Below are 14,164 nucleotides of genomic sequence, written 5' to 3' on the forward strand. Positions count from 1 at the left end.
GCGGGGGCGGTGTCTCGGGACCTCAGTAGAGCAACGGCCTTCTCCTGTTCTGACGGGTGGCACGGATCACGCTACGGAGGCCCGCAGGTGCCCGCAACAGGTTTTTCCCGTGCCGATGACGTGCCGATCCCGTGACAGCTCTGTCCCGGTCCGGGGCGGATGTAAGAACGTCTTTATCCACATGGCAGACTCCTCACCTGCCATACCTGCGGACCGGGCCGTCCCGGACCGTATGGCGTTCATCCACAGGGGGAATTGAACTCATGTCACACATATCCCGGACGACTCGTGCTGCGCTGGGCGCCTCCGTGGTCGCGCTGACGATGGTGGTCGCGACGGCGTGCGGGCCGGACAACAGCGACACGACCGGGGCCGGGACCGCGGCGCCCACCACCGCGGCAACCAGCACCGACAAGCCGGGCGCGGCGCCGATCAAGCTGCCCAGCCTCGACGAGCTGAAGAAGTGGAAGTACGAGGACTGGGAGAAGTTCGCCCAGCAGAACGTGATCACTCCGGCCGTGAAGGGCTACTGGGACCTCCAGAAGATCCTGAAGGCCAAGCCGTCCAAGCCCGGCCAGCCGACCACGCAGCCGACGGCCCAGCCCACCGCCCAGCCGACCGCCACGGCGCCGGGCCAGCCGACCTCCCAGCCGACCTCCCAGCCGACGGACGGCGGTAACGACCCGCTGCCGAAGCTGGTCGAGGAGAAGCCCGTCCCGCACCCGTTCGCCAAGAACTTCCACGTGAACGGCAAGCTGTTCTTCCAGGACGGCACCCAGGAGTACGTCTGCTCCGGCACCGTGGTCTCCGACCCGGCCAACCCGGGCAAGAGCAACCTGGTCTGGACCGCCAGCCACTGCCTGCACGGCGGCAAGGGCGGCAAGTCGCACACCAACATCACCTTCGCCCCGGCCTTCAACAGCACCGGCGTGCTGAGCGGCGGCAAGCAGGCCTCGCTGGCGCAGGCCGAGCCGTACGGCGAGTGGGGCGCGGTCGCCGGCATCGTCTCCCCGACCTGGTCGAACGAGGCCGACCCGGAGTACGGCGGCCCCTGGAGCCAGTACGACTTCGGCATCATCAAGGTGGCCAACCCGGACGGCAGCAACAAGTCGCTGGAGGAGGTCGTCGGCGGTTCGGTGCCGGTCTGGTTCAACGCCCCGCGCGACCAGATCACCGCGGTCAGCAGCTACGGCTACCCGGCCGGCAAGCCCTTCGACGGCATGGAGCTGGAGCACTGCGACAGCGGCAAGCCGGTCCGCCACACCATCGACGCGAGCCGCCCGCCGATGCTGACCATCGGCTGCAACGGCACCGGCGGCGACAGCGGCGGCGGCTGGTTCGCCACCAAGGACGGCAAGCAGGTCCTGGTGTCGGACACCTCCATCGGTGGCAACGACAACACCTGGGAGGCCGGCCCGTACCTGGACGACGTCGCCCAGCACGCGCTGGAGTACATCTCCAAGAAGAAGTGACCTCGGGCACGTCCCGAGCCTCCCGGGGCCCGCGGCCTTCCCGCCGCGGGCCCCGGCGCGTTCCCCGGCCCCGGCGCGTTCCCCGGCTCCTGCGCAGTCCCCGGCTCTTCTGGAATCCCCGGCTCCTCCCGAATCCCCGGCTCTTCTAGAATCGGGTGCATCATGAGCGCCACACTCGTAGTCAAGGACCTCAGCGCCGGCCACGGCGACCGCACCCTCTTCTCCGGCCTGGACCTGGTCGTCGCCCCCGGGGACGTGATCGGGCTGGTCGGCGTGAACGGCGCCGGCAAGTCGACGCTGCTGCGGCTGCTGGCCGGCCTGGACACCCCCGAGGGCGGATCGCTGCGGCTCAGCCCGGCGTCCGCCAACGTCGGCCACCTGCCGCAGGAGCCGGAGCGGCGGGAGGGCGAGTCGGTCCGCGACTTCCTGGCCCGGCGCACGGGTGTTGCGGCGGCGCAGGCCGCGCTGGACGCCGCCACCGAGGGCCTGGTCGAGAGCCGCCCGGGCGCCGACGACGACTATGCGACCAGCCTTGACCGCTGGCTGGATCTCGGCGGCGCCGACCTGGAGGAGCGGGCCGAGGAGGTCGCCGACTCGCTCGGGCTGAAGGTCTCGCTGGACCTGCCGATGACCGCGCTCTCCGGCGGCCAGGCCGCCCGGGCCGGCCTCGCCTCGCTGCTGCTCTCCCGCTACGACGTCTTCCTGCTCGACGAGCCCACCAACGACCTCGACCTGGACGGCCTGGAGCGGCTGGAGTCCTTCGTCAAGGGTCTGCGTGCCGGCACCGTGGTGATCAGCCACGACCGCGAGTTCCTGGCCCGCACCGTCACCAAGGTGCTGGAGCTGGATCTCGCCCAGCAGCAGGTCAACCTGTACGGCGGCGGCTACGAGGCGTACCTGGAGGAGCGTGCGACGGCCCGCCGGCACGCCCGCGAGGAGTACGACGAGTACGCCGACACCAAGGCCGGCCTGGAGGCCCGGGCCAGGATGCAGCGCGGCTGGATGGAGCACGGGGTGCGCAACGCGCGCCGCAAGTCCTCCGACAACGACAAGATCGGCCGGGCGATGCGGTCCGAGTCCACCGAGAAGCAGGCCTCCAAGGCCCGGCAGACCCAGCGGATGATCGAGCGGCTGGACGTGGTCGAGGAGCCGCGCAAGGAGTGGGAGCTGCGGATGGAGATCGCCACCGCGCCGCGCTCCGGCTCGGTGGTCGCCACCCTGCGCGGGGCGACCGCCCGCCGCGGCGACTTCGCCCTCGGCCCGGTGGACCTGCAGATCGACTGGGCCGACCGGGTCGCCATCACCGGCGCCAACGGGGCGGGCAAGTCCACCCTGCTGGCCGCGTTGCTCGGCCGGCTCGAACTCGACGGCGGCAGCGCCGTGCTGGGCTCCGGCGTGGTGGTCGGCGAGGTGGACCAGGCGCGCGGGCTGTTCCTCGGCGGCGAGCCGCTGGCGGAGGCGTTCGCCTCCGCCGTACCGGAGTTGACGCCGGAGGAGGTGCGCACGCTGCTGGCCAAGTTCGGGCTGAAGGCGGTGCACGTGCTGCGCGCGGCCGACACCCTCTCCCCCGGTGAGCGCACCCGGGCGGCGCTGGCGCTGCTCCAGGCGCGCGGGGTGAACCTGCTGGTGCTGGACGAGCCCACCAACCATCTGGACCTGCCCGCCATCGAGCAGTTGGAGGCCGCTCTGGCCTCGTACACCGGCACGCTGCTGCTGGTCACGCACGACCGGCGGATGCTGGACACGGTCTCGGTGAACCGGCGGATCGAGGTCAGGGGCGGGCGCGTCCACGAGAGCTGACCACCCGCCGATTGGTCTCGACCTCTTCCCGGCGGGTCCGTCATGTGCTGTGCTGTCGGCCATGGTTGAGAGCCAGATGGTTGACAGCACGGCGGACGGCCCCTCGTACCCGAGCGTCCCGCTCCGCCCGATGACGGTGCCCGCCCACGAGGCCGAGGCACGCAGCAGGTCCTTCCACGACGTGATGGCGCAGCGCCGGACCGTCCGCGACTACTCGACCCGTCCGATCCCTGACGGCGTGGTCGAGTGGGCGGTCCGCACCGCGAACACCGCGCCCAGCGGCGCGCACGTCCAGCCGTGGCGGTTCGTGGTCATCACCGACCCGGAGCGCAAGCGGCGGCTGCGCGAGGCCGCCGAGGCGGAGGAGCGTGAGTTCTACGCGCACCGGGCCTCCGAGGAGTGGCTGGCCGCGCTGGCGCCGATCGGCACCGACTGGCAGAAGCCGTTCCTGGAGGACGCGCCCGCCGTGATCGTGGTGTTTGAGGTGCACAAGGGCCCGCACTCGCCGCGCCCGTACTACACCAAGGAGTCGGTCGGCATCGCGGTCGGCCTGCTGCTCGCCACCCTGCACCAGGCCGGGCTGGCCACCCTCACCCACACCCCGAGCCCGATGAGGTTCCTCAACGAGGTGTGCGAACGGCCGGCCGAGGAACGGGCCGCCTACGTCATCCCGGTGGGCTACCCGGCGGACGGCGCGCGCGTCCCCGACCTGCGGCGCAAGGAGCTCGACGACGTCCTGGTGCGCCTCTGACACGCCCCCGGGCGGCGCCCCGTACCGGCGTTCTCCTGGTGGTTGCAGGTCTGGACCACGGCCATAATCGCGGTCATGAGCCCTGTCATGCCACGGTCCCGTGAGGTCTCCCCCGGCCGGCCGCCGGAGCTGCTGCGGCTGGCCGGCGGGGTCTCGCTGCACCGCCGCTCGAGCGACCACACGGCCGCGCTCAACGCCGCCGTCCGGGCCAACCTGGACCACCTGCGGCCCTGGCTGGAGTGGGCCGCCGAGGCGCCCAGCCCCGCGCAGACCGCCGAGGTGACCAGAGCCGGGACCGCCGCCTGGGAGGCCGGCACCGACTTCATCTACCTGATCGGCCTGGACGCCCGGCCCGGCAGCGTGATCGGCTCGTTCGGCCTGCACGGCCGGATCGGTCCTGGCGCACTGGAGATCGGCTACTGGGTGAGCACGGAGCACGTCGGCCGGGGCATCGCCACCACCGCCGCCGAGGCGCTCACCGGTGCCGCGCTCGCCCTGCCCGGCATCGGGCGGGTGGAGATCCGTTGCGACCAGGCCAACACCGCCAGCGCCGCCGTGCCGCGCAAGCTCGGCTACCGGCTCGACCGGATCGCCGACACGGCGGTGCGGGCGCCCGGCGAGACGGGGCGGCAGCTGGTCTGGGTCAAGGAGCGCTGAGCGGGGAGCCGGGCCGGCCGGCCCCCGGGGTGGCCGGCCCCCCGCCACCGGGGTCGCTGGGGCTTGTCAGGCAAGCCCTAGTAGCGGCCGCCGGTCGGCGCCGGCAGCGCGTCCAGCTCGGCGAGGTCCGCCGCCGGGAGCACCACGTCGGCGGCGCCCGCGTTGTCCACCAGGTACTTGGGCGTCTTGGTGCCGGGGATCGGCAGGACGTACCGGCCCTGCGCCAGCACCCAGGCCAGCGCCACCTGCGCCGGCGTCGCCCCGACCCGCGCGGCGACCTCCCTCACCTTCTCCACCAGCGCCAGGTTGGCCGCCAGCGCGTCCTGCTGGAACCGCGGCAGCGAGCGGCGGAAGTCGTCGGCCGGCAGCTGGTCGGCGGAGGAGATGCTGCCGGTCAGGAAGCCCCGGCCGAGCGGCGAGAACGGCAGGAAGGCGATGCCCTCCGCCTCGGTGTACGGCACCACCTCGGCCAGCGCGTCCCGGGTCCAGAGCGACAGCTCGGACTGGACCGACGCCACCGGGTGGACCGCCTGCGCCCGCTTGATCTCCTCGACGCTCACCTCGGAGAGCCCGATCCGGCGCGCCTTGCCGGCCGCGACGGCCTCGGCGAGCGCGCCCCAGGTCTCCTCGATCGGCACCTCCGGGTCCACCCGGTGCAGCTGGTAGAGGTCGACGTGGTCGGTGCGGAGGCGGCGCAGGCTCTCGTCGATCGAGCGCCGCACGTGCTCGGGCCGTCCGTTGCGGCCCATCCGCTTGTCGCCGGGGCCCGACACCAGGCCGACCTTGGTGGCCAGCACCGCGCGCTCCCGGTAGGGGCCGGCCAGGGCGGCGCCGACCACCTCCTCATTGGTGTACGGACCGTAGTAGTCGGCGGTGTCGATCAGGGTGACGCCGAGGTCCAGCGCCTCCCGGATCACCCGGACCGAGGTCTCGTCGTCGCGGTTCTGCAGGTCGTAGGCCCAGGTCATCCCCATGCAGCCGAGGCCGACCACGCCGACCTCGGGGCCCTGCTGACCAAGCGTGGAGGTACGCATCTTCCGGTGCTCCTTCGTGTGTTGCGGATCAAACTCGCGTGTTGCGGATCAAACTCGCGTGTTGCGGATCAACGGCTTCAGCCTCTCCCTTCGAGTGCACTCGAGGTCAAGCCCCTGCTCCGAGCGCCCACTCCCGCCAGCCGGCGGCCAGCACCAGGCCGGCGAGGAACCGGTAGCCGCCCTCGCCCGGGTGGGCGCCGTCGCCGGCGAGGGCCTCGGCGGTCCAGACCGGATCGGCGGCGAGCGCGGCCGTCACGTCGACGAAGGGCACACCGCGCCCGGCGCAGAGCGCGGCCAACGCGCCGGCGAGCGCCAGCAGCCGGTCCAGGTGCTTCGCGCCCGCGTCGGCCACCGGCGGCGGGCCGACCACCAGGACGCCGAGTCCGCGCTCACGGGCACCGTCCAGCAGGGCGGCGAGGTTGGCCACGCAGCGCTCCGGCGTCACCCGCGGCCGGCCCGCCTCCCGCACGGTGTCGTTGCTGCCGACCGAGAGGACCAGCCGGCTGTCCGCCCCGGGCACCGTCCGCGCGTCCACCTCCGGCCAGATCCTGGCCAGCACGTCCGCCGAGGTGTTCCTGCGGACGCCCAGGTTGAACGCCGTCACCTCCCCGCCGGTCGCCTGGAGCACCCGGCCGACCCAGCCGCGGTACTCCGGGTCGCCGACGCCCTGGGTGAAGGAGTCCCCGAGGAAGCAGATGCGCAGATTCCTGATCATCGCGCCACCCTAGAGAGCTGCGCGGGGCGTGCGGGCAGCTTTCCGACAGGCGGACACCGGCACCGGAACTCCCTTGCAGCAGTCAGAAGTCGCCGTTGTCCGTCCACGTGTACCAGGCGCCGGAGCGGTGGGTGTAGGTGTCGCCGTGCCGCTCGGCGGGCGGGCCGTCCGGGAGGTAGGCGTAGCCGGCGACCTCGAACAGGCCGGCGCCGGCGACGGCGAAGCGCAGGCCGCTGCCGACCGCCTGCACGTCGGTCGCCCGGTAGCCGCCGATCCAGCCGCTCTTCGGCGCGTGGGCCACGCCGTCGGCGAGCGTCCGCTCCGCGAAGGAGGTCATGGCCGGGCGGCTGAGCTGGAACCGGGCCTGCTGCGGCACCTGGGCGGAGACGAGCCCGACCGCGGCGGCCGGCAGCAACGGGAGAACCGCCCAGCGCCAGGCACCCTTCGGGCGCCCCAGCTCCACCGGGTCGGTGAAGAACTGACGGGCCGGCCAGAGCACGGCGAGCGCGATCGCCGCGGTGACGGCCAGGCCCAGCATGTCCCAGTCGACCGCCGGCCCGCTGAACGCGAACATCGCCGCCACCGCGATCAGCACCCCGCCCAGCAGGGCGGAGTTGCCCGGCGGGGCCAACCGCTCACGCCTGGTCCACAGCAGCACGGCCGGTATGCCGATCGGCAGGGCCAGCACCGTGAACACGAATACCGGGTAGGCAGACCCGATGTTGTAGATCCCGCACAGGAACAGCAGCGGCAGCAGGTAGAACATGTCGAGGAGCGTCTTCGGCACGGCGACGGCGAACGCGATCGCCGCCGCGAGGACCAGCGGGCCCCGGTAGCCGTCGAGCGTGATGCGGTGGCGCCACCCGGCGCCGACTGTGGAGATCATGGCGATGGTCCTACCACAGCCGGGCCATCGGATGATCTTCCTTTGCCCCGGCCGGCATCCGGGCCGCCCCCGGGCTTTCCTTAAACCACGCGTAAGCCGTTCCCTGGCGGACCTTTGATGCCTCGGAAGTTCTTGACGTGCACAGCTGGTCTAGTCCACGTTGGTGCCCAGTACCGCGCACCTCCCCCACACCGGACACCCCCCCACCGCCCACGGTCGCCCGCCCGCGCTCCCCACCGCGGCGGGCGGCGGCCGGGCGCCGTCCCGAGAGGCACCCCCATGCCACGCGCGCCCCACGACACCTCCGCGCCCGACACCGCCAACCGGCACCGCCGTCCCGCCGGCCGGGCCAAGCTGCTCAGCCTCGCCGCCGCCACCGCACTCGCCGCCGGCGGGCTCGCCACCCTCGCCGGCAACGCCGGCGCGGCCGACGGCAACCTGCTCGCCAACGCCGGCTTCGAGAGCGGCTCGCCCGCCCCCTGGAGCTGTTCCGGCGGCACCGGCTCGACCGTCAACTCGGGTGCACACAGCGGCTCGTACGCACTGAAGGGCGCCGTGGGGAGCAGCGACACCGCGCAGTGCGGCCAGACCGTCGCCGTGCAGCCCAACACCAAGTACACGCTGAGCGCCTGGGTGCAGGGCCAGTACGTCTACCTCGGCGCCACCGGCAGCGGGGTCACCGACCCGGCCGTCTGGACGCCCGGCGGCGCCAACTGGCAGCAGCTCTCCACCACCTTCACCACCGGCGCGGCCACCACCAGCGTCACCGTCTACCTGCACGGCTGGTACGGGCAGGGCGCCTACCTGGCCGACGACGTCACGCTCACCGGCCCCGACGGCAACCCGTCCACCCCGCCGCCGACTTCGACCGGCCCGACGGCGTCGCCGACCGCCACGGGCACGCCCACCACGCCACCGCCGAACGTCGCCGTCCCGGTGGCCCCCTACATCGACATGGGCGCCTGGCCCACCCCGTCCCTGCCCGCGATGGCCCAGGCCGGCAACCTGAAGTCCTTCACCATGGGCTTCGTCACCGGCGTCGGCTGCAAGGCCAGCTGGTTCAACGCCTACGACCCGCGCACCGGCTGGGCCAAGGACCAGGTGGACGCGCTCCGGGCGGCCGGCGGCGACGTCAAGGTATCCTTCGGCGGCGCCAGCGGCACCGAACTCGCCGCCGCCTGCACCACGGTGGACTCGCTGTTCGCCGAGTACGACGCCGTGGTGAAGGCCTACAACCTGCGCTACGTCGACTTCGACATCGAGGGCGCCGCGATCGCCGACACCGTCGCCAACGACCGCCGTTCGGCCGCGCTCGCCAAGCTGCAGAAGGCCAACCCGGGCCTCAGGGTCTCGTTCACCCTGCCGGTGCTGCCCGAGGGCCTGACCACCGAGGGCGTCGCGATCGTGAAGTCCGCCCGGGACGCAGGCGTGGCCGTCGACCTGGTGAACATCATGGCGATGGACTACTACCGCAGCGGCGCCGACTACGGCGACGCGGCCGTCCAGGCGGCGCAGTCGCTGTACGGGCAGCTCAAGACGCTGTACCCGGCGAAGAGCGACGCGCAGCTCTGGGCCATGGTCGGGGTCACGCCGATGATCGGCGAGAACGACGACCACCAGATCTACAACCAGGCGGACGCCCAGCAGCTGGTCGCCTTCGCCAAGCAGCACCACCTCGGCGAGCTTGCCTTCTGGGACGCCACCCGGGACGCCAACGCCTGCACCGGCGCGCTGTTCAAGTGCACCAACATCCCGCAGCAGCCGTACGAGTTCGCGAAGATCTTCGCCCAGTACGGCGGCTGAGCCGTGGTGCCGGCGGCCCCCTGCCCGTCGAAGGGTCAGGGGGTCGCCAGCACCACCCGCGAGCGGTCGGCCGCGATCCGCACCGCGAAGGCCGCCATCGCGGTCCCCATCAGGTAGCGGTGCACCCGCTGCCAGAGCGGGCGGCGGGAGAAGAACGAGGACACCGAACCGGCCGTCAGCACGAACACCGCGTTTCCGGCCATCCCGACCGCGATCTGCGTCAGGCCCAGCAGCAGGCTCTGGACGGCGACGTGGCCGCGCTCCGGCTGGACGAACTGCGGCAGCAGCGAGATGTAGAGGATCGCGATCTTGGGGTTCAGCAGGCAGGTCAGCAGGCCCATGCCGAAGAGCCGGCCCGGCCGGTCGGGGGCCAGCTCCGTCGGTGCGAAGGCCGAACTGCCACCCGGGCGGACGGCCTTCCAGGCCAGCCAGAGCAGGTAGCCGGCGCCGGCGAACTTGATCGCCAGGTAGATCTCCGGCACCAGCGCGAACACCGTCGCGATACCCGCCGTCGCCGCGAACAGGTACGTCAGAAACCCGACGAAGACGCCCGCCAGCGAGATGAGCCCGGCCCGGCGGCCCTGGGCGACCGAGCGGGAGACCAGGTAGATCATGTTCGGCCCCGGGGACAGCACCATTCCCAGCTCCACCATCGCGATTCCGGCTATCGCGCCGAGACTCACCATCATGCTCACCCGTTCCCCGTCGTGCTCGCGGCACGTCCCGCCGCGATCAAGGCCCTCATCCTACGAATAATGTGATCTCACTCCTCCGGCGCAGCCGGTACAGTCCCTCGCACTGCCCGGGTGGAGCGCGGAGGCAGGCGCACCGATCTGCAGAATCGGGCACGCCGGTTCGATCCGGCCGGGACCACCGAGGCACCGCAGCACAGCGCACAAGGGGGACGGACATGGCGGTCCGGAGCGACGAGCACACCACGACCGACGAGGTCACCGCCGCCGACGAGTGCACCACAGCCGGCGAGGTCACCGCCGCCGACGAGTGCACCACAGCCGGCGAGGTCACCGCCGCCGACGAGTGCACCACAGCCGGCGAGGTCACCACGGAGGAACTGGCCGCCTTCAGCCGCACCCTCGGACGCCTGCGCGCCCTGCCCGCCGGCAACCGGATCCGCATGCACGCCGAGCGCCAGCTGGAGTCCTTCGTCCGCGAGAGCCGCAAGCGCCGCCGCCAGAGCCGCAAGGACGAGGCCCGGCAGGCCGACGCCGACCTGCTCGCCGCCACCGCCACCGGGGCCCGCGACCGCCGCGAGGACGCGCCGCTGGCCTGGGACCCGGCCACGGCTCCGGCCACGGCCCCGCTCGGCGAGCTCCGGCTCGGCCGCCGGTGCTACGTCTGCAAACAGCCCTACCGCCAGGTGGACGCCTTCTACCACCTGCTCTGCCCGGCCTGCGCCGCCGACAACACCGCCCGCCGCGCCCTCGCCACCGACCTACGCGGCCGCCGCGCGCTGCTCACCGGCGGCCGGGTGAAGATCGGCTTCCAGCTCGCGCTGATGATGCTGCGCGACGGCGCCGAGCTCATCGTCACCAGCCGCTTCCCGCACGACACCGTCCGCCGCTTCCGCGCCGCGCCGGGCTCCGCCGACTGGTGGAGCCGCCTCACCGTGGTCGGCATCGACCTGCGCGACCCGCGTCAGGTACTCGGCCTCACCGGACAACTGCGCGCCGACGGGCGCCCGTTGGACATCCTGGTGAACAACGCCGCGCAGACCCTGCGCCGCCCGCCCGACTCCTACGCGCTGCTGGCCGCCGGCGAGCGGGCCGCACTGCCCGCCGCCTCCGCCGCCGCGGTGACGCACGCGCCCGGGTTCCGGCCGATGCCGGCCCTCTCCCCGGCCTGGCCCGCCGCCGAACTCGACGTGTCCCCCTCGGGGTTGACGGCCGACGTACGGCCCGAGCTGGCCGACGAGGCCGGCCTGCTGCCCGATCTCGCGCCGGCCAACTCCTGGTCCGCCCGGCTCGGCAGCCTCGACCCCGGCGAGGTTCTGGAGACCCAGCTGGTCAACGCCCTCGCCCCCGCGCTGCTCTGCGACCGGCTGCTCCCGCTGCTCCTCACCTCCCCGCACCCCCGGCGCTACGTCGTCAACGTCACCGCGGTGGAGGGCCGGTTCGCCGTCCGCAACAAGACCGCCGGCCACCCGCACACCAACATGGCCAAGGCCGCCCTCAACATGCTCACCCGCACCAGCGCCGAGGAGCTCGCCGGCCAGGGCGTTCACATGTGCGCCGTCGACACCGGCTGGATCACCGACGAGAACCCGGCCCCCAAGAAGGCCCGGATCGCCGCCGAGGGCTTCCGCACCCCGCTCGACATCGTCGACGGCGCCGCCCGCGTCTACGACCCGATCGTCCGCGGCGAGGCGGGCGCGCCGCTGTCGGGCGTCTTCCTCAAGGACTATCGCGAGGCGGCGTGGTGACCTCACTCGCACCCCGAGCCCCCGGCCGGGCCGTACGCCGGGCGGCCCGCTCGGCCATCCGCTGCTCCGCCCGCCTCCGGCGGCGCCGGGCCGCCGCCAGGGCACGACCCACCAGGACCAGGTAGCCGAGCACGAGCAGGCCGGTGACGGCGGCCAGGGCGAACATCATCACCGGCCGCTTCGCGTCGTGCTCGTCCGTCTGGCCGTTCTCCGGATCGACCCAGAGGCGGACGCGGTCGCCGTCCCGGTGCGGCTCGATGGTGCTCCGGGTCTCCTGGTACTGCCGGTCGTCGAGGGTCCAGCTGTAGAGGCAGCGGAAGGGACCGGTGTCCGGGCCGTCCCCGCTCCGGTGGATCTGGTCGCACTTGGTCAGGGTGGCCGTCACCGGCCGGGTGGTGCGGTCCTGGATGCCGCTCCGGCGCAGTCCCGCGTGGACGCTGCCGACGCAGATCGCGACGCCGAGCAGTGCGAGGTAGGCCGTCCCGTAGAGCCAGCCGGGGCCGCTCCACCGCATCCTGGGATGGCCGAGCACCGAGACGGCGAAGAAGATCCCGCAGAGGATCCAGCCGTCCCGGGAGAGCGGGCTGCCGCCGTCGGCGGTCGGCCAGACGCCGACGGCCAGGCAGACCGCCGTCCCCGTCAGCCCGAGCACGCCCACTCCGACCCGTATCCTGCCCACCGTTCTGCGGTCCATCACGCTCCCGTCGGTCGGCCCCGGACTCGGCATTCATCCGGACGAGTGCCCGCGGGGTGCCGGTTCCACCGTCCACACCCCTGGGCAAAGCGGGCCGGCGTCCCGACAATGAGCATGCCACTCGCTCCTCCCGCCCCACCACACCCAACGGGGGTACCACGCCGTGTCCTTGAGCACCCGTACACCGATGAGCAGGCGCACCTTCGGCCGCACCGCCCTGCTGGGCGCCCTCGCCACCGCCGGGCTGGGGGTGGGCACGCCGCACGCCTCGGCGGCCACCGTCCCGGGCGGGGCCGACTGGCTGGGCGCCGTCGATCCGCAGGCCTCCCTCGCGCGGCTCACCCTCCCCGGCACGCACGACACCTGCTCGCTGTACGGAGGCGGCCTGACGCAGACCCAAACACTGTCGGTTCCCGATCAGTTGGCCATCGGCATCCGCTTCCTCGACATCCGCTGCCGCTTCATCGACGGCGTGTTCGCGATCCACCACGGCCCCGTCTTCCAGCGGATCTTCTTCGGCGACGTCCTCAACCAGTGCCAGGCCTTCCTCGCCGCACACCCCGCCGAGACCCTGGTGATGCGGGTCAAGCAGGAGTACTCCACCGTCTCCGACGCCGAGTTCGGCACCCTCTTCGCCGACTACCAGCGGCGGTGGCCGGGCCTGTTCTGGACCGAGGACCGGATCCCGCGCCTGGGCGAGGTCCGCGGCCGGGTCGTCCTGCTCGCCGACAACTCCGGCCTGCCCGGCCTGCGATGGGGCGGCTCGCACACCGACATCGAGGACGACTACGACATCGGCACCATCTTCGACCTCAACTCCCGCAAGTGGCCCGAGGTTTCCGCCCACCTCGACGCCGCCCGCGCCGCCACCGACCCGCAACGGCTCTTCCTCACCTTCACCTCCAGCTCCGGCTGGGGCCTCTGGCCGCGCCAGGCCGCCGACGCGATCAGCCCCAGACTGCGCGGCTACCTCGGCGGCCTCGACCGTTCCGCCCGGCCGGTGCTGGGCACCGTCCCCATGGACTTCGTCACCGCCGATCCCGTGCGCTCCCTGTACGCGCTGAACTTCGGCGCCTGACCCGGCCGGCCCCGCCCGGCCGCATGAGAGCATCACCTGATGCGCAGACTGACGGTGCTGGGAACGTGCGGGGCCTGGCCGGAGGCCGGGCGGGGTGCCAGCGGCTTCCTGCTGGAGTACGACGGGTTCCGCCTCGTGCTGGACCTCGGCTACGCGACGCTCCCCCGGCTGCTGGAGCACACGCCCGCCGGGGACGTCGACGCGGTGGTCGTCACCCACGAACACCCCGACCACTGCGCCGACCTCAGCGCCCTCTGCCGCGCCCGCTACTTCGCGCAACCGCGCGGACCCCGCCTGCCGCTGTACTGCCCGCCGGGGGTCGTCGGACGGGTCCAGGCGATGGAACCGACCGAGGACCTGCGCGAGGTCTTCGACGTGCACGACCTCCCGGGGAGCCACCGGGTGGGCCCCTTCAACCTCGACGCGGCGCTGCTGCCGCACCATGTCCCGCACGCCGGCGTGCGGTTGACCGCCCCCGGCCTGAGGCTCGCCTACAGCGGCGACGCCGGTCCGGACGAGGCGCTCGCCCGACTGGCAGCGGATGCCGATCTGTTCATCGCCGGGGCCACCCTGCAGGGCACCGCGCCCGACGGCGACGACCCCCACCTGATGAGCGCCACGACGGCCGGCGCCTGGGCGGCCCGGGCGGGAGCCGGACGCCTGATGCTCACCCACTTCTGGCCGGGCAGCGACCGCGGCCGCTCGGTCGCCGAGGCCCGGGACACCTTCGCCGGTGAGGTCCTCGCGGCCGAAGAAGGGCTGGTGGTCACGCTCTAGGCGGCTGCGGACCACGCGGTCGGCCGCCCCGGCGGGCACGGGCCCACCCTGCGACCA

At 73.0% G+C, this 14,164-nt stretch carries 13 protein-coding genes; 8 read left to right on the plus strand and 5 right to left on the minus strand.

What is annotated here, in order from left to right; all coding sequences use genetic code 11:
• Window positions 1-263 precede the first annotated feature (263 nt).
• The 4 genes from ACZ6NC_RS17365 (at window position 264) to ACZ6NC_RS17380 (ending at window position 4,680) form a co-directional block, all read left to right on the plus strand.
• On the plus strand, window positions 264-1,472 hold the full coding sequence (locus ACZ6NC_RS17365; protein ID WP_465733539.1) for a hypothetical protein: 1,209 nt from the start codon (window positions 264-266) through the stop codon (window positions 1,470-1,472).
• A 162-nt stretch (window positions 1,473-1,634) separates the two neighbouring features.
• Window positions 1,635-3,272 (plus strand): ABC-F family ATP-binding cassette domain-containing protein, encoded by a 1,638-nt coding sequence (locus ACZ6NC_RS17370; protein WP_465733541.1) that lies wholly within the window; start codon window positions 1,635-1,637, stop codon window positions 3,270-3,272.
• Between the two features lie 76 nt (window positions 3,273-3,348).
• On the plus strand, window positions 3,349-4,023 hold the full coding sequence (locus tag ACZ6NC_RS17375) for a nitroreductase family protein (protein ID WP_465733542.1): 675 nt from the start codon (window positions 3,349-3,351) through the stop codon (window positions 4,021-4,023).
• A 75-nt stretch (window positions 4,024-4,098) separates the two neighbouring features.
• Complete coding sequence (locus ACZ6NC_RS17380; protein ID WP_465733544.1) at window positions 4,099-4,680, plus strand: GNAT family N-acetyltransferase; 582 nt, start codon at window positions 4,099-4,101, stop codon at window positions 4,678-4,680.
• Between the two features lie 77 nt (window positions 4,681-4,757).
• Here the strand turns inward: ACZ6NC_RS17380 and ACZ6NC_RS17385 are convergent, their stop codons facing one another.
• The 3 genes from ACZ6NC_RS17385 to ACZ6NC_RS17395 form a co-directional block, all read right to left on the minus strand.
• The gene (locus ACZ6NC_RS17385; RefSeq protein ID WP_465733546.1) at window positions 4,758-5,714 is read right to left on the minus strand and encodes an aldo/keto reductase; all 957 of its coding nucleotides are present in this window, start codon (window positions 5,712-5,714) and stop codon (window positions 4,758-4,760) included.
• Between the two features lie 106 nt (window positions 5,715-5,820).
• Entirely contained in the window at window positions 5,821-6,429 is a 609-nt protein-coding gene (locus tag ACZ6NC_RS17390; protein WP_465733548.1) for a GDSL-type esterase/lipase family protein, read from the minus strand.
• Window positions 6,430-6,511: 82 nt separating this feature from the next.
• On the minus strand, window positions 6,512-7,315 hold the full coding sequence (locus tag ACZ6NC_RS17395; protein ID WP_465733550.1) for a hypothetical protein: 804 nt from the start codon (window positions 7,313-7,315) through the stop codon (window positions 6,512-6,514).
• Window positions 7,316-7,594: 279 nt separating this feature from the next.
• Between ACZ6NC_RS17395 and ACZ6NC_RS17400 the strand changes: the two genes are divergently transcribed.
• On the plus strand, window positions 7,595-9,118 hold the full coding sequence (locus tag ACZ6NC_RS17400) for a carbohydrate binding domain-containing protein (protein ID WP_465733552.1): 1,524 nt from the start codon (window positions 7,595-7,597) through the stop codon (window positions 9,116-9,118).
• Window positions 9,119-9,153: 35 nt separating this feature from the next.
• On the opposite strand, the gene ACZ6NC_RS17405 is transcribed toward ACZ6NC_RS17400, so the two are convergent.
• Window positions 9,154-9,804 carry a LysE family translocator gene (locus tag ACZ6NC_RS17405; protein ID WP_465733711.1) on the minus strand — a complete coding sequence of 217 codons (651 nt, stop codon included), beginning with the start codon at window positions 9,802-9,804 and terminating at the stop codon, window positions 9,154-9,156.
• A 224-nt stretch (window positions 9,805-10,028) separates the two neighbouring features.
• On the opposite strand from ACZ6NC_RS17405, the gene ACZ6NC_RS17410 reads away from it, so the two are divergent.
• The gene (locus tag ACZ6NC_RS17410) at window positions 10,029-11,558 is read left to right on the plus strand and encodes an SDR family oxidoreductase (RefSeq protein ID WP_465733554.1); all 1,530 of its coding nucleotides are present in this window, start codon (window positions 10,029-10,031) and stop codon (window positions 11,556-11,558) included.
• On the opposite strand, the gene ACZ6NC_RS17415 is transcribed toward ACZ6NC_RS17410, so the two are convergent.
• The gene (locus tag ACZ6NC_RS17415) at window positions 11,530-12,210 is read right to left on the minus strand and encodes a hypothetical protein (RefSeq protein WP_465733556.1); all 681 of its coding nucleotides are present in this window, start codon (window positions 12,208-12,210) and stop codon (window positions 11,530-11,532) included. The genes ACZ6NC_RS17410 and ACZ6NC_RS17415 overlap by 29 nt on opposite strands.
• A 229-nt stretch (window positions 12,211-12,439) precedes the next feature.
• On the opposite strand from ACZ6NC_RS17415, the gene ACZ6NC_RS17420 reads away from it, so the two are divergent.
• On the plus strand, window positions 12,440-13,330 hold the full coding sequence (locus tag ACZ6NC_RS17420) for a phosphatidylinositol-specific phospholipase C (protein ID WP_465733558.1): 891 nt from the start codon (window positions 12,440-12,442) through the stop codon (window positions 13,328-13,330).
• Between the two features lie 39 nt (window positions 13,331-13,369).
• Window positions 13,370-14,107 (plus strand): MBL fold metallo-hydrolase, encoded by a 738-nt coding sequence (locus ACZ6NC_RS17425; protein ID WP_465733560.1) that lies wholly within the window; start codon window positions 13,370-13,372, stop codon window positions 14,105-14,107.
• Window positions 14,108-14,164: the final 57 nt, after the last annotated feature.

It is taken from the genome of Kitasatospora sp. NPDC041988 (genome assembly GCF_055588525.1).